Raw genomic sequence first — 23,484 nt, 5'->3', positions numbered from 1 at the left:
GAACTGCTCGTCCGGGGCGGCGTGACGGCGGGTCAGGTGCCGGTCAGGCGGGCGACCAGGTCCTTCTTGCTGACCTTGCCGACCGCCGTGTACGGGAACTCCGCCACCACCTCCAGCCGGTCCGGCAGCTTGAAGTCCGCCACCCCGCGCTCGCGCAGGAACGCCTTCAGCTCCACCAGCGTCGGCGCGTCCCCGCGCGGCAGCACGTACGCGCAGGTGCGCTCGCCCAGCAGGTCGTCCGGCACGCCGACCAGGGCCACGTCGTGCACGGCCGGGTGGGCGAGCAGGTGGTTCTCCACCTCCTCGGCGGACACCTTCTCGCCGCCGCGGTTGATCGTGTCCTTGACCCGGCCGTCCACGACGAGGTGGCCGGTCGGGGTGGCGCGGACCAGGTCGCCGGTGCGGTAGTAGCCGTCGGCGGTGAACGCCCGCGCGTTGTGCTCGTCGGCCCGGTAGTAGCCGCGCAGCGTGTACGGGCCGCGGGTGAGCAGTTCGCCCAGCTCGCCGGGGGCGACGTCGATGCCGTCGGCGTCCACGATCCGGATCTCGTCGTCCGGGCTCAGCGGGCGGCCCTGGGTGGTGGCCACGACGTCCGCGGGGTCGTCGAGGCGGGTGAAGCACAGCAGGCCCTCGGCCATGCCGAACACCTGCTGTACCGCGCAGCCGAGCGTCGGTGCGATCCGGCGCGCGGCCTCCTCCTTGAGCTTCGCCCCGCCGACCTGGAGCACGCGCAGGCTGGACAGGTCGCGGCCCGCCCACTTGACCGCCTCCAGCCACAGCAGCGCCAGCGACGGCACCAGCGCCGAGACGGTCACCCGCTCCCGCTCGATCAGCGGGAAGGCGTCCGGCGGGCTCGGGCTCGGCGCGAGGACCACGGTGCCGCCGGCGTGCAGCGCGCCGAGCACGCCGGGGCAGGCCAGGGCGAAGTTGTGCGCCACGGGCAGGGCGGCCAGGTACACCGTGTCGGCGCCGAAGCCGGTCACCGCCGCGCTCGCCCGCAGGTTGTAGGCGTAGTCGTCATGGGTCCGGGGGATCAGCTTGGGCAGCCCGGTCGTCCCGCCGGAGAGCAGGAACAGCGCCACCGCGGCCGGGTCCGGCTCGGGCAGCTCCACCGGGTCGGCGTCCACGTCGGCCAGGGCGGTGTGCGGGCCGGGGTCGCCGGCCACCAGGACGTGCCGCGGCCCCTCGATGCCGGCCGCCAGCTCGCGGTAGTCGAAGCCCCCGTGGGTGTCGGGGATGGCGTACGCGACGGCGCCGCTGTGCGCGCACAGGTAGCTGATCTCGCTCCGCCGGTGCGCGGGCAGCGCGTACACCGGCTGCGCGCCGATCCGGAACAGCGCGAACGACAGCACCAGGAACTCGGCGGTGTTCGGCAGGTGCACGACGACCCGGTCGCCGGCCCGCAGCCCCAGCGCGAGCAGGCCGGCGGCCCGCCGGTCGGCGGCGCGGTCCAGGTCGGCGTAGCCGATCCGGCGGTCGCCGTCGACGACGGCGGTCCGCTCGGGGTGGCGCGCCGCGGCGTCGCGCAGGACGCCGCCGAGGGTCGCACCGGTCCAGTGGCCGCGCTCGCGGTACCGGGCGGCCAGCTCGTCCGGCCATGACGTCATGAGGGACCTCCGCTGATCTCCGGTCCGAATCGAGGGGGTGGCCGCCGTCCCGAGAAGGGGACCGGCGGCGAAGTGAGGATAGCCTAAGCAAATGGGCGCGACCGCGGCTCGACGGCCGGCGGGTGTCGGGCCGCCGTGATCTCGGACACCCGCGCGGGCCGGCCGCGTCGGCGCCGATCCGGCGCGGGTACGGGTTCATTCCGCAGGTGGGTGACGGAGTTGGCGGGTCGCCGCGGCGGCCGCCCGGCGACCCCGCACAGCGGGTCGGAGCGGGCGAATCGGACGCGCGCCCGGCCTCGGCGGAGGGGCCGGTCTTGAAGGTTAGGCTCACCTAAATTAGCATCCTCGGACGTCCATCCGGTGCAGGGAGGTTCGATTACCGGTGACCGATGACGGCCGCGCACGCAAGCGGGAACTGCTCCGTCGCATGCTTGCCGATTCCGGGCTCGCGGCCGGGACGGACACCATCGACCCCCGGCCCGCCGGCGCCGCCGCGCCGCTGTCGGACGCGCAGCGCCGGATGTGGCTGCTCCAGCAGCTCGACCCCGGTACGGCGGCGTACAACATCTGCGCCGCCGTCGGCCTGGCCGGCGACCTGGACGCACCCGCGCTGACCGCGGCGGTCGCGGCCGCGTGCGCGCGGCACGAGGTGCTGCGCACGGTGTACCCGAGCGCGGACGAGCAGGTGGTCCGGGCGGAGCTGAGCCCGACGCTGCTCCCGGTGGACCTCTCCGCCGTACCGGCCGGGGGGCGGGCCGACGCGCTGCGCGACCTCGGCCGGCGGCTCGGCGGGGCGCCGTTCGACCTGACCATCGAGTCGCCGCTGCGGCTGCGGCTGGTCCGGTTCGCCGCCGACGACCACGTGCTCGTCCTGGTGGCCCACCACATCGCCTGGGACGACGCGAGCTGGGCGGTCCTGCTGGGCGACGTCGCCGCCGCGTACGGCGGCACCGCCGCGGCGCCCCCGTCGCCGCAGTACGCCGACTACGCGGCCTGGGAGCAGGCCCGCGACCACGCCGCCGACCTGGACTTCTGGCGCGGCGTGCTCACGCCCGCGCCGGAGCACCCGGCCCTGCCGGCCGACCGGCCGCGCCCGGACCGGCCCGGTGAGTCCGGCGGCCGGATCGGCCGCCGGCTGCCCGCCGCCGTGGCCGACCGGGTGCGCGCGGTCGCCCGCGAGCACAACGTCACGCCGTTCATGCTGCTCGGTGCCGCGGTGAGCGCGCTGCTACACCGGCTCACCGGGTCCGCCGACATCGCGCTCGGCACGCCCGTGGTCAACCGGGACCGGCCCGAGGTCGCCGGGCTGGTCGGCAACTTCGGCAACACCGTCGTCCTGCGCTCGACGGTCGCGGGGACGTTCCGCGAGCTGCTGGCCCACGCCCGCGAGGTGTGCGCGGCCGCGTACGCGCACACCGGCCTGCCCTTCGACCGGCTGGTCGCCGCGCTGGCGCCGGAGCGGGTCGCGGGCCGGTCGGTGTACTTCGACGTGCTGTTCTCCCTGCGCACCGAGGTGCTCGGCGGGTTCGCGCTGCCCGGCGTGCGGGTGACCGAGGTGCCGCTGTTCAACGGCACCACCCAGTTCGACCTCGCGTTCGCCGCGGTGCTCGGCGACGACGGCCTGCTGCTGGAGCTGACGTACCGGGACGAGCTGTTCGACGCCGCGACCGCCGACGCGCTGCTGGCGCACGCCGACCGGCTGCTGACCGCGGTCCTCGCCGACCCCGACCGGCCGCTGTCCCGGGTCGAGCTGCTCTCGGCCGACGAGCGGGACCTGGCGCTGCGCGGCTGGAACGACACCGCCGCCCCGGTACCCGCCACGACGCTGCCCGCGCTGCTGGCCGAGCGGGTGGCCGCGGCGCCGGACGCCACCGCGGTCGTGGCCGACGGCAAGCGGATCAGCTACGCCGAGTTCGACGCCCGGACCGACGCGCTCGCCCGCGCCCTGCGCGCCGCCGGCGCCGGCCCGGAGCGCGTCGTCGGGCTGCTGCTGCCCCGCTCGGCCGACCTCGTCGTCGCGATCTGGGCGGTGCTCAAGGCGGGCGCGGCGTACCTGCCGATCGACCCCGACTACCCGGCCGACCGGGTGGACTTCATGCTCGCCGACGCCGATCCGGCGGCGGTGGTCACCGTCGCCGCGCTGGCCGGCCGGCTGCCCGCCGGCACGCCGTCCGTCGTGCTGGACGCCGACGTCCCCGCCGGCGGCCCCGCGGCCGCGGCGCGGCCGGACCCGCGGCACCCGGCGTACGTCATCTACACCTCCGGCTCGACCGGCCGCCCGAAGGGCGTCGCGGTCGCGCACGCGGCGATCGTGAACCGGCTGCTCTGGGCCCAGCACGCCTACCCGCTGGCCCCCGGCGAGCCGGTGGCGCAGAAGACGCCGTCGAGCTTCGACGTGTCGGTGTGGGAGTTCTGCTGGCCGCTGATCGCCGGCGCGACCCTGGTGGTGGCCCGGCCGGACGGGCACCGCGACCCGGCCTACCTGGCCGGGCTGGTCCGCGCCGAGGGCGTGACCACCATCCACTTCGTGCCGTCGATGCTGCGCGCGTTCCTCGCCGACCCGGCGGCCGCGACCTGCACCGGGCTGCGCCGGGTGCTGTGCAGCGGCGAGGCCCTGCCGGCCGACCTGGCCGAGCGGTTCCACGCCGTGCTGCCCGGGGTCGAGCTGCACAACCTGTACGGGCCGACCGAGGCCGCCGTGGACGTGACCGCCTGGCCCAGCACCCCCGGCGCGGGCACGCCGACCGTCCCCATCGGGCGGCCGGTGTGGAACACCGCGATGTACGTGCTCGACCGCGAGCTGCGCCCCGTCCCGGCGGGCGTGGCCGGCGAGCTGTACATCGCCGGCGACCAGCTCGCCCGCGGCTACCTCGGCCGGGCCGGGCTGACCGCCGACCGGTTCGTCGCCGACCCGCACGCCGGGCCGGGGGCGCGGATGTACCGCACCGGCGACATCGCCCGGTACGACCGGGCCGGCGTGCTGGAGTACCTCGGCCGCGCCGACGACCAGGTGAAGCTGCGCGGCCTGCGGATCGAACCCGGCGAGATCGAGACGGTGCTGGCCGGGCAGCCGGGCGTGCGGGCCGCCGCCGTCGCGGTCCGGGACAACCAGCTCGTCGGCTACCTGGTCGGCGCCGCCGACGCCGACGCCGTGCGCGCCGGGGCGGCCGCGACGCTGCCGGACTACATGGTCCCCGGCGCGTACCGCGTCCTGGACGCGCTGCCGCTGAGCCCCAGCGGCAAGCTCGACCGCAAGCGCCTGGCCACCGCGCCGGAGTACGCGCCGCCGGCCGCGCCGGCCGACCGGTCCCGGCCGCGGACCGCGCGCGAGGCGCTGCTCTGCGCGCTCGTCGCCGACGTCCTCCGGCTGCCGGAGGTCGGTCCCGGCGACCGGTTCTTCGGCATCGGCGGCGACAGCATCCAGGCCATCACGCTCGTCGGCCGGGCCCGCGCGGCCGGGCTGGAGTTCACCCCGCGCGAGGTGTTCGAGCAGCAGACCCCCGCCGGGCTCGCCGCCGTGGCCCGGGCGACCGGCGCGGCCGCCGCCCGGGCCGACGACGGCGTCGGCGCCGCCCCGGTCCCGCCGATCGCGCACTGGCTGCGCGAGCGCGGCGGGTCGGTCGGCCGGTTCAGCCAGGCCGTGCTCGTGCAGGCGCCGGCCGGCGCCGACCGCGAGCGCCTCGCCGCCGCGTGGCGGGCCGTCCTCGACCGGCACGACGCCCTGCGGGCGAGGCTGGTCCGGGACGGGGCCGCCTGGCAGCTCGACGTCCCGCCGGCCGGCGCCGTCGACGCCCGTGCGCTGCTCGACCGCGTCGACGTGGCCGGCCTGGCACCCGCCGCCGTCGCCGCGGCCGTGGACGCCCGGGCCGACGTGGACCGGGACGCGCTCGACCCGGACGCCGGCGCGATGCTGCGCGTCACCTGGTTCGACGCCGGTCCGGCCGCGCCCGGCAGGCTGCTGTGCACCGCGCACCACCTGGTGGTCGACGGGGTGTCCTGGCGGATCCTGCTCGGCGACCTGGCCGCCGCGTACGCCGCCCCGGCCGGCGCGGCGCTGCCCGCCGTCGGCACCTCCGCCCGCGGGCACGCCCTCGGGCTGGCCGACCGCGCGGCCGCGCGTGCCGGGGACCTCGACCGCTGGACCGCCGTCCTCGAACCCGACGGCGCCCTGCCGCTGGACCGCCCGCTCGACCCGGACCGCGACGTGGCCGCGACCGCCCGCCACCTGCGCCGCGGCCTCGACGCCGCCGCCACCGCCCCGCTGCTGGCCGCCGTCCCCGCGGCGTACCGCGCCGGGGTGGAGGACGTGCTGCTGGCGGCGCTGGTCCTCGCCGTGGCCGACTGGCGCGGCCGGCACGGCGGCACCGGTACGGCGCTGACCGTGGACCTGGAGGGGCACGGCCGCGACGGCGCCGCCGACCTCTCCCGGACGGTCGGCTGGTTCACCACGCTGTACCCGGCCCGGCTGGACCCCGGCGCCGTGGACGTCGTCGACGCGCTGGCCGGCGGCCCGGCCGCGGGGGAGGTGCTGCGCCGGGTGCGGGAGCAACTCGCCGCAGCCCGGGTCGACGCCGACGGGTACGGCCTGCTGCGCCACCTCGACCCGGCCGCCGGGCCGGTGCTCGCCCGGTACCCGGCCCCGGCCGTCGGGTTCAACTACCTCGGCCGGTTCGCCGCCGGCGGCGCCGACTGGGAGCTGGTGCCCGGCGACGGCGCGCTGCGCGCGGGCGCCGACCCCGACCTCGCCGCCGCGCACGGCCTCGAGGTCACCGCCGACGTGCGCGACCACGCCGACGGCCCGCGGCTGTCGGTGACCTGGACGTGGCCGGCCGGCGTGCTCGCCGACGGCGCCGCCGAGGACCTGGCCGAGGGCTGGTTCCGGGCGCTCGGCGCGCTCGCCGCGCACGTCGCCGCGACCGGCGGCGCGGCCCGGCTGACCCCGGCGGACGTACCGCTGACCGGGCTCGACCAGGCGGCCATCGACGCGCTGGCGCCGGGCGCGGCGGACATCCAGCCGCTGTCGCCGCTGGCCGAGGGCCTGCTGTACCACGCGGAGCGGGGGGCGGACGAGTACACCGTCCAGTTCACCGTGGACCTCGCCGGCGAGGTGGACACGGCGGCGCTCGGCGCGGCCGTGGACGAGGTGCTGCGCCGGTACCCGAACCTGCGGGCCGGGTACCGCACCGCCGCGGACGGCCGCCCGTTCGCCGTCATCCCGCCGGATGTCGCCACCCCGCTGCGGGTGGCGCGCACGACCGACCCGGACGCCGTGGCCACCGCCGAGCGGGCCACCCCGTTCGACCTCGACCGGCCGCCGCTGATCCGGTTCGTGCTGGCCGGCGACGGGGCCGCGCACCGGCTCGTGGTCACCTGCCACCACCTGCTGCTCGACGGCTGGTCGCTGGCCCTGCTGCTGCGCGAGCTGTTCGCCCGGTACGGCGGCGCCGCGCTGCCCGACCCGCCCGCGTACGCCGACTTCCTGGCCTGGCTGGCCGGGCGGGACACCGCCGCCGGCCCGGCCGCCTGGACCGGCGCGCTGGCCGGGCTGCCCGGCCCGACCCTGGTCGCCGGCGGCGAACCGGCGCGGACGCAGGAGCGGCTGACCGCCGAGGTGCCCGCCGGCCCGCTCGCCGCGCTCTGCGCCGACCGCGGCTGGACGGTGAACACGCTGGTCCAGGGCGCGTGGGGGCTGCTGCTGAGCACCGTGACCGGGCAGACCGACGTGGTGTTCGGCACGGCCGTCGCCGGCCGCCCGGCCGCGCTGCCCGACGCCGGGGCGATGGTCGGCCTGTTCATCAACACGGTGCCGGTCCGGGTCGCGCTGCGGCCGCGGGAGACCGTGGCGGAGCTGCTCGACCGGCTCCAGCGGGAGCAGGCCGCGCTGCTGGACCACCACCACGTCGGCCTCGCGGAGATCCAGCGCGGGACCGGCCACGACGAGCTGTTCGACACGCTGGTGGTGTTCGAGAACTACCCGCTGAGCCCCGCCGACCTGCCCGACCCCGCGCCGGGCCTGGCCGTCACCGGCGTCCGCGGCCACGACGCGACGCACTACCCGCTCGGCCTCACCGTGATCCCGGCCGGGGACCGGCTGTCGCTGACCCTGGACCACCGGGCGCCCGCGGTCGACGCCGACCGGGCCCGCGGGGTGCTCGACATGCTGGTCGCGCTGCTGTCCGGGGACGTGGACCGGCCGGTCGGCGCCGTCGACCCGGCCGGCGTCCGCCGCCACCCGCCGGTCGCCCCGACCGAGACCCGCACGCTGCCCGAGCTGTTCGCCGCGCAGGCCGCCCGCACGCCGGCCGCCCCGGCGCTGAACGGCGCCACGTTCGCCGAGCTGGCCGCGGACGTCGACCGGATCGCCCGCGCGCTGGCCGCGCACGGCGTCGGGCCGGGCCGCCCGGTGGCGCTCGCGCTGCCGCGGCACGCGATGGTGCCGGGCCTGCTCGGCACGCTGCGGGCCGGCGGCGTCGCCGTACCGCTGGACCCCGGCTACCCGGCCGACCGGCTCGACCTGATGCTGGCCGACGCCGCCCCGGCCGTCATCCTGACCACCCGCGGCTCGGGCTTCGCCGGCCCGGCGCCGGTCCTGGCGATCGACGACCTGCCCGCGGCGGCGGCCGAGCCGACCGGGCCGGCGCCGCTGGACCCGGCGTACGTGATCTACACCTCCGGCTCCACCGGCACCCCCAAGGGCGTCGTGGTCACCCACGCCAACCTGGCGAACCTGTTCGCCGGGCAGCGCGACACGGTGTTCCGCCGGGCCGGCGGGCGGGCGCTGCGCGTCGCGCACACCGCGTCCTTCTCCTTCGACTCGTCCTGGGACCCGCTGCTCTGGCTGGTCGCCGGCCACCACCTCGACGTGCTGGACGAGGACGCCATGCGCGACCCGGCCGCGCTGGCCGAGTACGTCGCCGCGCATCGGATCGACTACCTCGACCTGACGCCGGCGCACCTCGCCGCCGTGGTCGAGTGCGGCCTGTTCGCGCCCGGCCGGCACCGGCCGGAGCTGGTCGTCGTCGGCGGCGAGGCCGTCCCGCCGGGCCTGTGGCGGCGGCTGCTGGACGAGCCCGGCTGCACGCCGCTCAACCTGTACGGCCCGACCGAGACCACGGTGGACGCCTACCGCTGGACCCGCGACGGCGGCGAGCCGGTGGCCGGCGCGCACCTGCACGTCCTCGACGCGTTCCTGCGGCCCACCCTGCCCGGCGTGGTGGGTGAGCTGTACGTGGGCGGGCCCGGCGTGGCCCGCGGCTACCTGCACCGCCCGGACCTGACCGCGCAGCGGTTCGTCGCCGACCCGTTCGGCGACCCCGGCACCCGGCTGTACCGCACCGGCGACCTGGCGAGCTTCGACGCCGCCGGCGTCCTCGTCTTCGTCGGCCGGGCCGACGACCAGGTGAAGATCCGCGGCTTCCGGGTCGAGCCCGGCGAGGTCGAGGCGGCCATCGCCGCGCACCCGGACGTCCGGGCCGCCGCCGTGGTCGCCCGCGACGGCCGGCTCGTCGCGTACTGGGTCGGGACCGGGGACCACCGCGCGCTGCGCGCCCACCTGGTCGACGCGCTGCCCGCCCACCTCGTGCCGGCGGCGTTCGTGGCGCTGGACGAGCTGCCGCTGACCCCCAACGGCAAGGTCGACAAGGCCGCCCTGCCCGACCCGCCGGCCCGCGGCGGCCGGCCCGGCGGCAGCCGCGACCCGCGGGTCGCGCTCGTCTGCGACCTGTTCGCCGACGTCCTCGGCGTGCCGGCCGTCGGCGCGGACGACGACTTCTTCGCCCTCGGCGGGCACTCGCTGCTCGCCACCCGGCTGGCCAGCCGGATCCGGACCGCCCTGGCCGCGGAGCTGACCGTCGAGGCCCTTTTCACCGCGCCCACGCCCGCCGGGGTGGTCGCGGCGCTGGCCGACCCGGCCCGGCCGGCGATCGCCGCGGTGCCGCGCACCGAGGTGCTGCCGCTGTCGTACGCCCAGCAGCGGCTCTGGTTCCTGCACCAGCTCGAGGGGCCGAGCGCGACGTACAACATCGCCGCGGCGCTGCGGCTGTCCGGCCCGCTCGACGCCGACGTGCTCGCCGCCGCGCTCGCCGACGTGGTGGCCCGGCACGAGCCGCTGCGCACCGTGTTCCCCGAGGTCGACGGCGTCGCCCGCCAGGTGATCCGGGACGCCGCCGACGTCGGCCTGCTCCGCCGGGACAGCACCGGCGACACCATCGCCGCGGACCTCGCGGACGCGTCCCGGCACCGCTTCCGACTCGCCGCCGAGACCCCGCTGCGGGCCACCCTGTTCGCCCTCGGCGAGCGGGAGCACGTCCTGCTGCTGGTCCTGCACCACATCGCCGGCGACGGCTGGTCGTTCGCGCCGCTGGCCCGCGACCTCGGGGACGCGTACCGGGCCCGGGCCGCCGGCGACATGCCCGCGTGGCGGCCGCTGCCGGTGCAGTACGCCGACTACGCCGCCTGGCAGCGGGACCTGCTCGACACCGGCCCGCTCGCCGACGAGCAGGTCGCGTACTGGCGGGCCGCGCTCGCCGGCGCCCCCGACGAGCTGGCCCTGCCGACCGACCGCCCCCGCCCGGCCGAGTCGACGTACGCCGGCGGCCTGCTCGACTTCGCCGTCGAGCCCGAACTGGCCGGGCGGATCCGGGCGCTGGCGCTGGCCCTGGGCGTCAGCACGTTCATGGTCTTCCAGGCCGCGCTGGCCGCGCTGCTGACCAAGGTCGGCGCGGGTACCGACATCCCGATCGGCACCCCGGTCGCCGGCCGGACCGACGAGGCACTCGACGACGTGGTCGGCTCGTTCGTCAACACCGTCGTGCTGCGCACCGACACCGCCGGCGACCCGACCGCCCGCGACCTGCTCGGCCGGGTCCGCCCGGTGGCGCTGGCCGGGTACGCCCACCAGGACCTGCCGTTCGAGCGGCTGGTCGAGGCGCTCAACCCGCCGCGGGCGGCGAACCGGCACCCGCTGTTCCAGGTGATGCTGGCGTACCAGAACAACGCCCCGGTCCGGCTCGACCTGCCCGGCGTCGCGGTCCGGGACGAGGTGGTGGACGCCCGCGTCGCCTCGTTCGACCTGACCGTCACCATCGTGGACGACCCGGCGGCCGGGATGGCCGGCTTCGCCGAGTACAGCGCCGACCTGTTCGACCGGGCCACCGTCGCCGACCTGGCCGCCCGCCTGGTCCGGCTGCTGGAGCACTTCGCCGCCGACCCGGACCGGCCGCTGTCGGCCATCGACCTCGGCCCGCTGGCGCCGCGGCCGGTGTTCGCCGCCCCGGTCCCGGCCGCCCCGGCGGCGCGGGCGCAGACCGCCACCGTGGACACCCTGCGGACGGTCTTCGCCGAGGTCCTCGGCCTCGACGACGTCGGCCCGGAGGACGGGTTCTTCGAGCTGGGCGGCGACAGCATCGTCTCCATCCAGGTCGTCGTCCGGGCCCGCGCCGCCGGCCTGCTGATCAGCGCCAAGGACCTGTTCCGGCACCACACCCCGGCGGCGCTCGCCGCGGTCGCGGTCCCCGCCGGGGACGACGCGGACGCGGTCAGCGAGCCGCCGGAGGCCGCCCTCGGCCTCGTCCCGGAGACGCCGATCATGGCGTGGCTGCGGGAGATCGGCGGCCCGGTCGGCCGGTTCAGCCAGTCGATGGTGCTGCGGGTGCCGCCGACCGACCACGCGGCGATCACCGCGGCCGTACAGGCGCTGCTGGACCGGCACGAGGCCCTGCGGGCCCGCCTGGTCCGCGGCGACCGCTGGGCCCTCGACGTCCCCGCGCACGCCGCCGCCCGGGTCCGCCGGGCGGCGCTGTCCGCGGACGTCCGCGGACAGGTCGCCGCCGAGGGCGCCGCCGCGCAGTCCGCCCTGGACCCGGACGCCGGCCGGATGGTCGAGGCCGTCTGGCTGGACGCCGGCCCCGAACCCGGCCTGCTCGTCCTGGTGATCCACCACCTCGTCGTGGACGGCGTCTCCTGGCGGGTCCTGCTGGACGACCTGCGGTCGGCGTGGGAGACCGGCGCGACCGCCTCGCCGCGCGGCACGTCGGCCCGCGGCTGGGCCCGGCTGCTGCGCGAGCAGGCCACCCGACCCCGGACGCTCGCCGAGCTGCCGCTGTGGCGGGCGGTCGGCGCCGACACCGCCGCGCTCCCGCTCGCCCGGCCGCTGGACCCGGCCCGGGACACCGCGGCCACCTCGGCCGAGCTGCACCTGACCCTGCCCGCGGCCGACACCGAGCCGCTGCTCGGCCGGGTCCCCGGCCACTTCCACGGCGGCGTCGACGACGTGCTGCTGGCCGCGCTGGCGCTCGCCGTGCGCGAGTGGTCCGGCTCGCCGGGCGGGCTCCTGGTCGAGCTGGAGGGCCACGGCCGGCAGCCGGAGGCGGTCGACCTGCGGGCCGACCCCGGCGCGACGGTCGGCTGGCTCACCGGCGCCCACCCGGTCCGGCTCGACCCCGGCCGGGTCGACCCGGCCGCGGCCCGGGCCGGCGGCCGGGCGGCCGGCGACGCGGTGAAGGCGGTCAAGGAGCAGCTCCGGGCGCTGCCGCACGGCGGCGTCGGGTACGGGCTGCTGCGGTACCTCAACGACGACACCGCGGCCGAGCTGGCCGCGCAGCCGCGACCCGGGATCTGCTTCAACTACCTCGGCCGGTTCGGGGTGGGCGCCGCCGAACCGTGGACGGTCGCCGACGAGGCCGGCGCGGTGCCGCCGGGCGTCGACCCGGAGCTGCCGCTGACCCACGCCCTGGAGATCAACGCCGTGACCCGGGACCTGCCCGGCGGCCCCGAGCTGGCCGTCACCTGGACCTGGCCCACCGGCGTGCTGGACGAGCCGGCGGTCCGGGCGCTGGCCGAGCTGTGGTTCGCGCACCTGCGCGGCATCACCGCCGCCGCCTCGGACGCCGGCGGCTACACCCCCTCGGACCTGGAGCTGGTCTCGCTCTCCCAGGACGAGATCGACGAGTTCGAGGCCGAATGGAGCAGCAGTGAGTAAGTCGGGTCTGGCGGACATCCTGCCGCTGTCGCCGCTGGCCGAGGGCCTGCTGTTCCAGTCCGAACTGGACGCCGGCGGGCCGGACGTGTACACCGTCCAGCTCGTCGTCGGGATCGACGGGCCGCTCGACCCCGACCGGCTGCGCACCGCCGCCGACGGGGTGCTGCGCCGGCACCCGAACCTGCGGGCCGGGTTCCGGCGGCGGCGCAGCGGCGAGGCCGTCGCCCTGGTCCCGAAGCGGGTCGAGCTGCCCTGGCGGTACGTCGAGGCCGACTCGGCCGCGGCGGCCGACGCGGTGGCGCTGGCCGAGCGGGAACGCCGGTTCGACCCGGCGACGCCGCCGCTGCTGCGCTTCGCGCTGGTCCGGCTCGCCGCCGACCGGCACCACCTGGTGATCACCAACCACCACGTACTGCTCGACGGCTGGTCCACGCCGCTGCTGGTCGCGGACCTGTTCGCGCTGTACGCCGGCACGCCGCTGCCGCCGGCCCGGCCGTACAAGGAGTACCTGGCCTGGCTGTCCCGGCAGGACCGGGACGCGGCCGCGGACGCCTGGGCGGCGGCGCTGGCCGGCCTGGCCGAGCCGGCGATGGTCGCCCCCGCGGCCGGCACCCGGCCGCCGATCCGGCCCGACCGGGTGGCGGTGACGCTGTCCGCGGAGGAGACCGCGGGGCTGGACGCCGTCGCCCGCCGGTACGGCGTGACCGTCAACGCGATCGTCCAGCTCGCCTGGGGCACCGTGCTGTCCCGGCTGCTCGGCCGGCCGGACGTGGTGTTCGGCACGACCGTGTCCGGCCGCCCGGCGGACCTGCCCGGCGTCGAGGGCATGGTCGGCCTGTTCATCAACACCGTCCCGGTCCGGGTCACGCTGCGCCCGGCCGAGCCGGTCGGCGCCGCGCTGCGCCGCATCCGGGACGAGCAGGCGGCGCTGCTGGCGCACCAGCACCTCGGCCTGGCCGCGATCCAGCGCCGGACCGGCGAGCTGTTCGACACCCTCGCCGTGTTCGAGAACTACCCGTTCGACGCCGCCGCGGTCGAGGAGCCGGTGCCCGGCCTGCGGCTGTCCCCGGTCTCCGACAGCGACGCCGCGCACTACCCGCTCGGCCTGACCGTGCTGCCCGGCGAGCGGATCGAGCTGCACCTGGACTACCGGCCGGACGTGTTCGGCCGCGCGCACGTCGAGCGGATCGCCGCCGGCGCCCGGCACGTGCTGCGCCGGATCGCCGCCGACCCCGAGCAGCCCACCGGCCGGCTCGGCCTGCTCGGCGGGCCCGAGCGGGACGCGGTCCTGCGCGACTGGAACGCCACCGGCACGTACCCGCTGACGACGCTGCCGGCCGAGTTCGCCCGCCTGGCCGCCGCGCAGCCGGACGCCGAGGCCGTGGTCTGCGGGGACGTCTCCCTCACGTACGCCGCGCTGGCCGCCCGCACCGAGCGGCTCGCCGCCGCCCTGCAAGCGGCCGGCGTCGGACCCGAGGACGTGGTGGCCGTCGCGGTACCCCGCGGCGTGGACCTGGTCGTCGCCCTGCTCGCCGTGCTCCGGGCCGGCGGCGCGTACCTCGCGCTGGACCCCGACTACCCGGACGACCGGATCGCGCTGATGGTCGACGACGCCCGGCCCGTCTGCGCCGTCGCGACGCCGGACCTGGCCGCCCGGCTCGGCGACCTGCCGGTCGTGCCGGTCGACGCCGCGCCCGACCGGCCGCTCGCGCCGGTCGCGCTGCGGCCGGAGCACCCGGCGTACGTCATCCACACCTCCGGCTCCACCGGCCGCCCCAAGGGCGTCGTCGTGCCGCACGCCGGCATCGGCAAGCTCATCGGCACCCACACCGCGCACCTGCGGGTCACCCCGACCAGCCGGGTCGCCCAGTTCGCCTCGCCCGGCTTCGACGTCGCCTGGTGGGACCTCGTCCAGGTCATGTGCACGGGCGGGACGCTCGTCGTCGTCCCCGCCGACCGGCGGGTCGCCGGGGTCGCGCTCACCGACTACCTGCGCGCGCACCGGGTCACCCACGCGATCCTGCCGCCGGCGCTGCTCGCCGCGCTGCCGCCGGAGGCCACGCTGGACGAGGGCATCACGCTGCTCGCCGGCACCGAGGAGGTCACCCCGGCGCTGGTCGACCGGTACGCCCCCGGCCGCCGGATGTTCAACGCGTACGGGCCGACCGAGGTCAGCGTGAACTCGACGCTCGGCCCGTGCCGGCCCGGCATGAGCGCGCCGGTGCCGATCGGCCCGCCCGACCCCGGCACCCGCGCGTACGTCCTCGACGCCGGCCTGTCGCCGGTGCCGGTCGGGGTCGTCGGCGAGCTGTACCTGGCCGGCGACGGGCTCGCCCGCGGCTACCTGAACCGCCCCGGCCTGACCGCCGACCGGTTCCTCGCCGACCCGTACGGCCCGGCGGGCACCCGGATGTACCGCACCGGCGACCTGGTCCGCTGGAACGCCGACGGCGCGCTGGAGTTCGTCGGCCGGGCCGACGACCAGGTGAAGATCCGCGGCTTCCGGGTGGAGCCGGGCGAGATCGCCGCCGCGCTGCTGCGGCTGCCCGAGGTGGCGGCGGCCGTGGTCGTGGTCCGCGCCGACGGGCCCGGCCAGCGGTCGCTCGCCGCGTACGTCGTGCCCGCCGCCGGCCGGGTGGCCGAGCCCGCCGCGCTGCGCCGCGCGCTCGCCGCCGCGCTGCCGGCCGCGTTCGTCCCGGCCGCGTTCGTGGTGCTGGACCGGCTGCCGGTCCTGCCCAGCGGCAAGGTCGACCGCAAGGCCCTGCCCGCGCCGGACGCCGCCGCCCGCCCCGCCGGCCGGCGGCCCCGGGACCCGCGCGAGGAGCTGCTGTGCGACCTGTTCGCCGAGGTCCTCGGCGTACCCGCGGTCGGCATCGACGACGACTTCTTCGGCCTGGGCGGGCACTCGCTGCTCGTCCCGCGGCTGACCGGCCGGATCCGGGCCGTGCTCGGCGCGGACCTGCCGCTGCGCGCGGTGTTCGAGGCGCCCACGGTCGCCGACCTGGCCGCCCGGCTCGACGGCGCCCGCGAGCGGGTGCCGCTGCGCCGGGCCGACCGCCCGGCGGCGCTGCCGCTGTCGTTCGCCCAGCAGCGGATGTGGTTCCTGTACCGGCTGGACGGCCCGAACCCGACCTACAACATCCCGTTCGCCGTCCGGCTGACCGGCCCGCTCGACCCGGCGGTGCTCGGCGCCGCGCTGGCCGACGTGGCCGACCGGCACGAGAGCCTGCGCACGGTCTTCCCCGACGACGACGGGGTGCCGCGCCAGGAGATCCGCCCCGACCGGCCGGACCTGCCGGTGGTACCGGTGACCGCGGACGGGCTGCCGGCCGCGCTGGCCGCGGCGTCCGCGCACGCCTTCCGGCTGGACGCCGAGATCCCGGTCCGGGCCACCCTGTTCCGGCTCGGCGCGGACGAGCACGTCCTGCTCGTCCTGGTCCACCACATCGCGGCCGACGGCGCCTCCGCGCTGCCGCTGCTGCGCGACCTCGGGCACGCGTACGAACAGCGCCGCGCCGGCGCCGCGCCGCGGTGGCGGGAGCTGCCGGTCCAGTACGCCGACTACGCCCTGTGGCAGCGCGACCTGCTCGCCGACGGCGGCGGCCTGCTCGCCGCGCAGGTCGACTTCTGGTCCACGGCGCTGGCCGGGCTGCCCGAGGAGCTGGCCCTGCCGACCGACCGGCCGCGGCCGGCGGTCGCCGGCAGGGTGGCCGGCGAGGTGGCGTTCCGGGTACCGGAGGCGACCCACCGGGCGCTGCGCGACCTGGCCCGGTCGACGGACACCAGCATGTTCATGGTGTTGCAGGCCGGCCTGGCCGCCCTGCTGACCCGGCTCGGCGCCGGCACCGACATCACGATCGGCACGCCGATCGCCGGCCGCACCGACGACACCCTGGACGACCTGGTCGGCTTCTTCGTCAACACCCTGGTGCTGCGCACCGACACCGCCGGCGACCCGACCTTCCGCGAGCTGCTCGGCCGGGTCCGGGCGTTCGACCTGGCCGCGTACGCCCACCAGGACATCCCGTTCGAGCGGCTGGTGGAGGCGCTCAACCCGGCCCGGTCGCTGGCCCGGCACCCGCTGTTCCAGGTGATGCTCGCGCACCAGCACATGCCCGCCGACGCGCTCGCCCTGGCCGACCTCGCGGTCGCGCCGGAGTCGACCGGGGCGGGCGGGGCCAAGTTCGACCTGGCCGTGGACCTGCTGGAGGTCGAGGGCGTGGACGGCCTGGACGGCGTGCTGGAGTACCGGGTCGACCTGTTCGACGCCGCCACCGCCGCGAACCTGGCCGACCGCCTGGTCCGGCTGCTGGCCGCGGTCGTCGCCGACCCGGAGCGGTCGATCGGGACGCTGGACCTGCTCACCGACGCCGAGCGGCACACCGTCCTGGTCGAGTGGAACGACACCGCGCTGGCCCACGGCGAGCCGGGCACCCTGCCGGCGCTGTTCGCCGCCCGGGCCGCCCGGAGCCCGGACGCGACCGCGCTGGTCTGCGGCGACACCCGGTACACGTTCGCCGAGCTGGACGCGGCCGCGAACCGGCTCGCGCACGAGCTGGTGGCCCGCGGCGCCGGCCCGGAGCGGGTGGTGGCGCTGCTGCTGCCGCGCGCGGCCGAGACGGTGGTGGCGATCCTGGCGGTGCTCAAGTCCGGCGCGGCGTACCTGCCGCTGGACCCGCACTACCCGGCCGACCGCATCGACTGGCTGCTGGCCGACGCCGACCCGGTCCTGGTCCTCAGCACCGCCGCGCTCGCCCCGGCCGGCCGCGCCGACGTGCTGCTGCTCGACCGCCTCGACCCGGCCGCCCGGCCGAGCACCGCGCCGCCCGGCCCGCAGCCCCGGCACCCGGCGTACGTCATCTACACCTCCGGCTCCACCGGCACCCCCAAGGGCGTCCTGGTGGAGCACCGCAGCGTGGTGAACCTCTTCGCCTCGCACCGCGAGACCCTGTACCGCCCGGCGGCCGCCCGGGCCGGCGGCCGGCAGCTCCGGGTCGCCCATAGCTGGTCGTTCGCCTTCGACGCCTCGTGGCAGCCGCAGCTCTGGCTGTTCGACGGCCACGCCCTGCACATCGTCACCGAGGACACCCAGCGCGACCCGGACCGGCTGGTCGCGCAGATCCGCCGGGAGCGGATCGACTTCATCGAGGTCACGCCGTCGCACGCGGTGCAACTCGCCGCCGCCGGGCTGTTCACCGGGGACCGGTGCCCGCTGCTCGTCCTCGGCGTCGGCGGCGAGGCGGTGCCCGCGAGCCTCTGGCGGGACATCCGCGACCTCGCCGGCACCGAGGGGTACAACCTGTACGGGCCGACCGAGGCCACCGTGGACGCGCTGTCCGCCCGGGTCGGCGCCAGCGAGCGCCCGCTCGTCGGCCGGCCGACCGCCAACACCGCGGCGTACGTCCTGGACCGCGGCCTGCGGCCGGTCCCGCCGGGCGTGCTCGGCGAGCTGTACCTGGCCGGCGCCGGCCTGGCCCGCGGGTACCTGAACCGCCCCGCGCTGACCGCGCAGCGGTTCCTCGCCGACCCGTACGGCCCGCCCGGCACCCGGATGTACCGCACCGGCGACCTGGTCCGGTACCTGCCCGACGGCAACCTCGACTACGTCGGCCGGGCCGACGACCAGGTCAAGGTGCGGGGCTTCCGGATCGAGCTGGGCGAGATCCACGCCGCGCTCGCCCGGCACCCGGCCGTTTCCCAGGCCGCCGTGGACGTCCGCGAGGACACCCCCGGCGACAAGCGGATCGTCGCCTACGTCGTCCCGGACGGCGGATGGGACGCGGCCGCCCTGCGCGCGCACCTGTCCGCCGCGCTGCCGGACTACATGGTCCCGTCGGCGTTCGTCGAGCTGGCCGCGCTGCCGCTGACCGCGCACGGCAAGCTCGACCGCCGCGCGCTGCCCGCACCCGCGGCCCGCCCGGCCGGGCGGGAGCCGGCGACGCCGCTGGAGGCCGCGGTCCGGGACCGGTTCGCCGAGGCCCTCGGCCGGCCGATCGGCGTGGAGGACAACTTCTTCGCCGAGGGCGGGCACTCGCTGCTGCTGGTCCGGCTGCGGGACCGGATCGAGCGGGCGACCGGCCGCCGGGTGGCCATCGCCGACCTGTTCACCCACCCGACCGCCGCGGCGCTCGCCGAGCGGCTCGCCGCCCCGGAACTGGCCGCCCCGGCGTGGACGGTCGCCGCCGGGGGCGCCGGTGTGCCGCTGGTCTGCCTCGCCCCGGCCGACGGCCCCGACTGGGCGTACGCGGCGCTGCGCGAGTACGTCCCCGACCGGCCGGTCCACCTGCTGCGCGCGGCCGACCCGGAGCAGCTCGCGGCGCTGGTCCCGACCGGGCCGGTGCACCTGCTCGGCTACTCGGCCGGCGGCGTCGCCGCGCACGCGCTGGCCTGCGCGCTGCACCGGGCGGGCCGCCCGGTCGGCGTGCTGGCGCTGCTGGACGCCGCGGCGCCCGCGACCGCCCCCCGGTTCGCCGGGCCGGCCGCGTACGTCGCGGCCGAGGAGCCGGCCGAGGGCTGGAAGCCCTTCGTGGACGAGGTGCGCGTGCTGGACACGCTCGACTGCGCCCACGACGACCTGCTCGACCCGGCCCCGCTCGCCCGCGTCGGCGCGGCCGTCCACGCCGAGCTGGCCGCGTGGGACGCGGCCGCCGCCGACCCCGCCCGGCCCGCACCCGAGGAGCAGAATTGACCGAGTTGGCCTCGCCGTACCCGCTCGCCACGCCCGACCCGGCCGGCCGGTACGAGCCGTTCCCGCTGACCGACCAGCAGCAGGCGTACCTGCTCGGCCGCACCGGCGTGTTCGAGCTGGGCAACGTCTCCACCCACGCGTACTACGAGTACGAGGGCGAGCTGGACCTCGACCGGTTCACCGCGGCCTGGCGCCGGGCGATCGACCGGCACGACGTGCTGCGCGCGGTCATGCTGCCGGACAGCAACCAGCAGGTCGTGCTGGCCGACCCGCCGCCGTTCACGCCCGAGGTGGTGGACCTGCGCGGCACCGACCCGGCGCCCGGCCTGGCCCGCATCCGGGAGCGGCTGTCGCACGAGGTGCGGCCGGCGGGGGAGTGGCCGCTGTACTCGGTGGTGGTGAGCCTGCTCGGCGGCGGCCGCAGCCGGGTGCACGTCAGCTTCGACGCGCTGGTGCTGGACTACCTGAGCTGGCAGCTCCTCATCGCCGACCTGACCCGCTTCTACGCCGACCCGGACCTCGACCTGCCCCCCCTGGGCATCGGCTACCGCGAGTACGTCCTGGCGGAGACGGCGATCGCCGACACCGAGCGGCACCACCGCGCCCTGCGCTACTGGCGCGGCCGCGACCTGCCCCCGGCACCCCGGCTGCCGCACGCCGTCGACCCGTCGACGGTCCGCGAGCCGCGCTGGTCCAGCCGGATCGCCACCCTGCCCGCGGAGCAGTGGCAGCGGGTGCGCGCGGCGGCGGCGAAGGCCGGCCTCACCCCGACCGCGCTGTGCCTGGCCGCGTTCGCCGAGGTGATCGGTACGTGGAGCGAGTCCGCCCACTTCACCCTGAACGTGCCGCGGATGAACCGGTTCCCGCTGCACCCCCGGGCCGGCGAGCTGCTCGGCGAGTTCGCGTCGTTCACGCTGCTGGAGGTCGACAACCGGGAGCGCGGGACCACCTTCGCCGAGCGGGCCAAGCGGATCCAGCGGACGTTCTGGGCCGACCTGTCGCACCAGGAGCTGTCCGGCGTGCGGGTGCTGCGCGAGCTGATCCGCGCCGCCGGCGGCACCCGCGGCGCGCTCATGCCGGTGGTGCTGACCAGCACGATCGGCTTCACCGCCGGCGAGCGCCCGCTGCTCGGCGAGCAGCTCCCTCGGGTGTTCGCGGTCTCCCAGACCCCGCAGGTGTACCTGGACGTGCAGATCGAGGAGTCGCCGGCCGGGCTGGTGTACAACTTCGACTCCGTCGACGCGGTGTTCCCGGCCCGGCTGGTGGAGAAGCTGTTCGCGGCGTTCGGCGCGGTGCTGGCGCGGCTCGCGGACCCGGCCGGCTGGGCCGCTGTCGACTTCGGGCTGGCCGCCGACAGCGCGGTCCGCGGCCCGGCCGCGGACGTCCCCGACGAGCTGGTCCAGGACGGGTTCCTCCGGCACGCCGCCGCGGCGCCGGACCGGGTTGCCGTGATCACCCCGTCCGCCGAGTTGACGTACGGCGAGCTGCACCGGCGCGCGGTCCGGGTGGCGAACTGGCTGCGCGAGCGGGGCGCCGCCCCGGACCGGCCGGTGGCGGTCGTGCTGGACAGGGGCTGGGAGCAGGTCGTCGCCGCGTACGGCGTGCTGCTCGCCGGGGCGCCGTACCTGCCGATCGACGCCGCCGCCCCCGCCGCCCGCCGCGCCGGGATCCTCGAACAGGCCGGCGTGACCGTGGTCCTCGACGGGCCTGCGGTCGCGGCGGCGGTCGCCGGCGGCGCCGACACGCCCCCGCCGCCGGCCGCCCGGCCGGGCGACCTCGCCTACGTCCTGTTCACCTCCGGCTCCACCGGCCGCCCCAAGGGCGTGATGATCGAGCACCGGGGCATGGTCAACGCGCTGCGCGCGACCGCCGCGGAGTTCGGCATCGGCCCGTCCGACGTGTGCTTGGCCGTCACCGCGCTGCACCACGACATGTCCACCTTCGACCTGTTCGGCATCCTCGGCGCCGGCGGTACCGTGGTCGTGCCGGAGCGCGACCGCGACGCCGGGCACTGGGCCGAGCTGATCGCGGCGCACGGCGTCACGGTGTGGAACTCGGTGCCGGCGATGATGGAGATGCTGCTGGCCACCGGCGCCGCCCCGGCGCCGCTGCGGCTGGCGTTGCTCGGCGGCGACTGGGTGCCGCCGCGGCTGGTGGCGGAGCTGCGCGAGCGGGCGCCGGGCGTCGAGGTGGTCTCGGTCGGCGGCCCGACGGAGACGACGCTGTGGAACATCTGGCACCGGGTCGTCCCCGCCGACCTCGACCGGGCCTCCGTCCCGTACGGCCGGCCGATCGCCAACACCACCTACTACGTCCTGGACGAGCGCGGCGGCGACCGGCCGGCCGGCGTGCCGGGGGAGCTGTGCTGCGCCGGGCCGGGCGTCGCCCGCGGCTACTGGGGCGACCCGGAGCGCACCGCCGGGTCGTTCGTGGACCGCGCCGGCGAGCGGGTCTACCGCACCGGCGACCTCGGCCGGCTGCTGCCCGACGGCTCGATCGAGTTCGTCGGCCGCGCGGACACGCAGGTCAAGGTCCGCGGCATGCGGATCGAGCTGGCCGAGGTCGAGGTCGCCCTGGCCGCCGGGCCGGGCGTGCGGTCGGCGGTCGCGGTCGGCGTGCCGCACGAGGGCCGCCCCGGCTACCGGGCTGTCGCCGGGTACGTCACCGGCCCCGCCGACGCCGCGGCGCTGCGCGCGGCGGTACGCGAGGTGCTGCCCGAGCACATGGTGCCGGCGACGATCACCGTCCTGGACGCGTTCCCGCTCACCCCGAACGGCAAGGTCGACCGCGCCGCGCTCGCGGCGGCCGACACCGCGCCGGTCGTGCCGAAGCGCTGGGCTACCACCCCGCTGGAGCTGACCATCGCGCAGACCTGGGCGGACGTCCTCGGCGTGGACGGGGTCGGCGCGGACGAGGACTTCTTCGCCCTCGGCGGGGACTCGGTGCTCGCCACCCGCATCCTCGTCGAGCTGCGGGTCGCGCTGGACAGCCCCGACCTGCCGCTGCCGGCGCTGTTCGCCACCGGTACGGTCGCGGGCATGGCCGAAGCGCTGACCGCCGCGGAGACCACGCCCGGCCGGCTGGCCCGGGTCGCCGAGCTGTACCAGCAGATCGTCGCGCTCTCCGCCGACGAGGTCGAGGCGAAGCTGGGGGCGCAGTGAGCGCCGAACCCTGGCTGCGCCGGTACGGCGGCCGCCCCGACGCCCGCCGGCTGCTGCTGTGCTTCCCGCACGCCGGCGGCGCGGCGAGCGCGTACCGCGGCTGGGCCGCGCACCTGCCCCCGGACGTCGAGCTGTGGGCGGCCCAGTACCCCGGCCGGGAGAACCGGATCGCCGAACCCCTCGTCGACACAATGGACGCCCTGGTCGACGCCCTGGTGGCCGCGGTCGAGCCGGCACTGGACCGGCCGGTGCTGATCTTCGGGCACAGCATGGGCGGCTCGGTCGCGCACGAGGTCGCGATCCGGCTGGCCGCGCTGCGGCCGGGCCTGGTCCGCCGGCTGGTGATCTCGGCCCGCCCGGCGCCGGCGGCGTGGACGCCGCGGGCCGACCCGGTGCACCGGCGCGACGACGACGGCGTGGTGGCCGAGGTGCGGGCGCTCGGCGGCTCCGCCGACGCGCTCGCCGACCCGCAGCTCCGCGCGCTGCTGCTCCCGATGATCCGCAACGACTTCCGGCTCATCGAGACGTACCGGCCCAACCCGGCTGTCCTGGACGTGGAGCTGGTGGTCCTGGCGGGCACCGACGACGTCTCCCTGCCGGTCGCCGACACCGCGGGCTGGTCGGCCGCGACCACCGGCCGCTTCGCCCGGCACGTCCTGGCCGGCGACCACTTCTACCTGCACGACCACCTGCCGGAGGTCATCGCCAGGGTGACCGCCCCCGCCGAGACACGGAGCCCCCATCCCATGACCGACGACCCGTTCACCGTCGACCGCCTGCGCGGCACGATCGCCGAGGTGCTGGAGCTGCCCGTCGCCGACGTCACCCCGGACGCCAGCCTGTTCGAGCTGGGCCTGGACTCGATGAAGATGATGATGCTGTCCGTCCGCTGGCAGGCGCACGGCGTGGAGATCCCGTTCGGCGACCTGGCCGAGCACCCCACGGTCGAGGCGTGGTCGGCGCTGCTGGGCAAGGCGGCCGCCGACCGGTAGCCCCGGCTCCCGCGCACTGCCGGGGTTCCCTGCCCGTTGCGGGCGGGGGACCCCGTTT

Annotated in this window: 5 protein-coding genes; 4 read left to right on the top strand and 1 reads right to left on the bottom strand. The window is 77.6% G+C overall.

Going from position 1 to position 23,484, the window contains the following annotated elements; genetic code table 11:
* Positions 1-32: 32 nt before the first annotated feature.
* On the bottom strand, positions 33-1,607 hold the full coding sequence (locus IEY94_RS18835; protein ID WP_189171549.1) for a (2,3-dihydroxybenzoyl)adenylate synthase: 1,575 nt from the start codon (positions 1,605-1,607) through the stop codon (positions 33-35).
* Between the two features lie 427 nt (positions 1,608-2,034).
* Here IEY94_RS18835 and IEY94_RS18830 point away from each other — a divergent pair, with 427 nt between their 5' ends.
* The 4 genes from IEY94_RS18830 to IEY94_RS18815 are packed head-to-tail and all read left to right on the top strand — an operon-like array spanning position 2,035 to position 23,426.
* Positions 2,035-12,585 (top strand): non-ribosomal peptide synthetase, encoded by a 10,551-nt coding sequence (locus IEY94_RS18830; RefSeq protein ID WP_189171548.1) that lies wholly within the window; start codon positions 2,035-2,037, stop codon positions 12,583-12,585.
* Positions 12,578-19,273, top strand: coding sequence for a non-ribosomal peptide synthetase (locus IEY94_RS18825; protein ID WP_189171547.1), 6,696 nt, complete (start codon positions 12,578-12,580; stop codon positions 19,271-19,273). Before IEY94_RS18830 ends, IEY94_RS18825 begins: the two co-directional genes overlap by 8 nt.
* Complete coding sequence (locus tag IEY94_RS18820; protein ID WP_189171546.1) at positions 19,270-22,434, top strand: non-ribosomal peptide synthetase; 3,165 nt, start codon at positions 19,270-19,272, stop codon at positions 22,432-22,434. Before IEY94_RS18825 ends, IEY94_RS18820 begins: the two co-directional genes overlap by 4 nt.
* Complete coding sequence (locus IEY94_RS18815; RefSeq protein WP_189171545.1) at positions 22,431-23,426, top strand: alpha/beta fold hydrolase; 996 nt, start codon at positions 22,431-22,433, stop codon at positions 23,424-23,426. The genes IEY94_RS18820 and IEY94_RS18815 overlap by 4 nt, the downstream gene beginning before the upstream one ends.
* The last annotated feature ends 58 nt before the right edge of the window (positions 23,427-23,484 follow it).

Source organism: Pilimelia anulata (assembly GCF_014647895.1).
Taxonomy (GTDB): domain Bacteria; phylum Actinomycetota; class Actinomycetes; order Mycobacteriales; family Micromonosporaceae; genus Pilimelia; species Pilimelia anulata.
The sequence above is the reverse complement of the archived record's forward strand: the minus strand, read 5'-3'. Positions and strand labels throughout refer to the sequence as shown.

Excerpts from the sequence above, each read along its gene's own strand:
- IEY94_RS18835 (WP_189171549.1), bottom strand. The coding sequence starts at position 1,607 with ATGACGTCATGGCCGGACGAGCTGGCCGCCCGGTACCGCGAGCGCGGC.
- IEY94_RS18830 (WP_189171548.1), top strand. The coding sequence starts at position 2,035 with ATGCTTGCCGATTCCGGGCTCGCGGCCGGGACGGACACCATCGACCCC.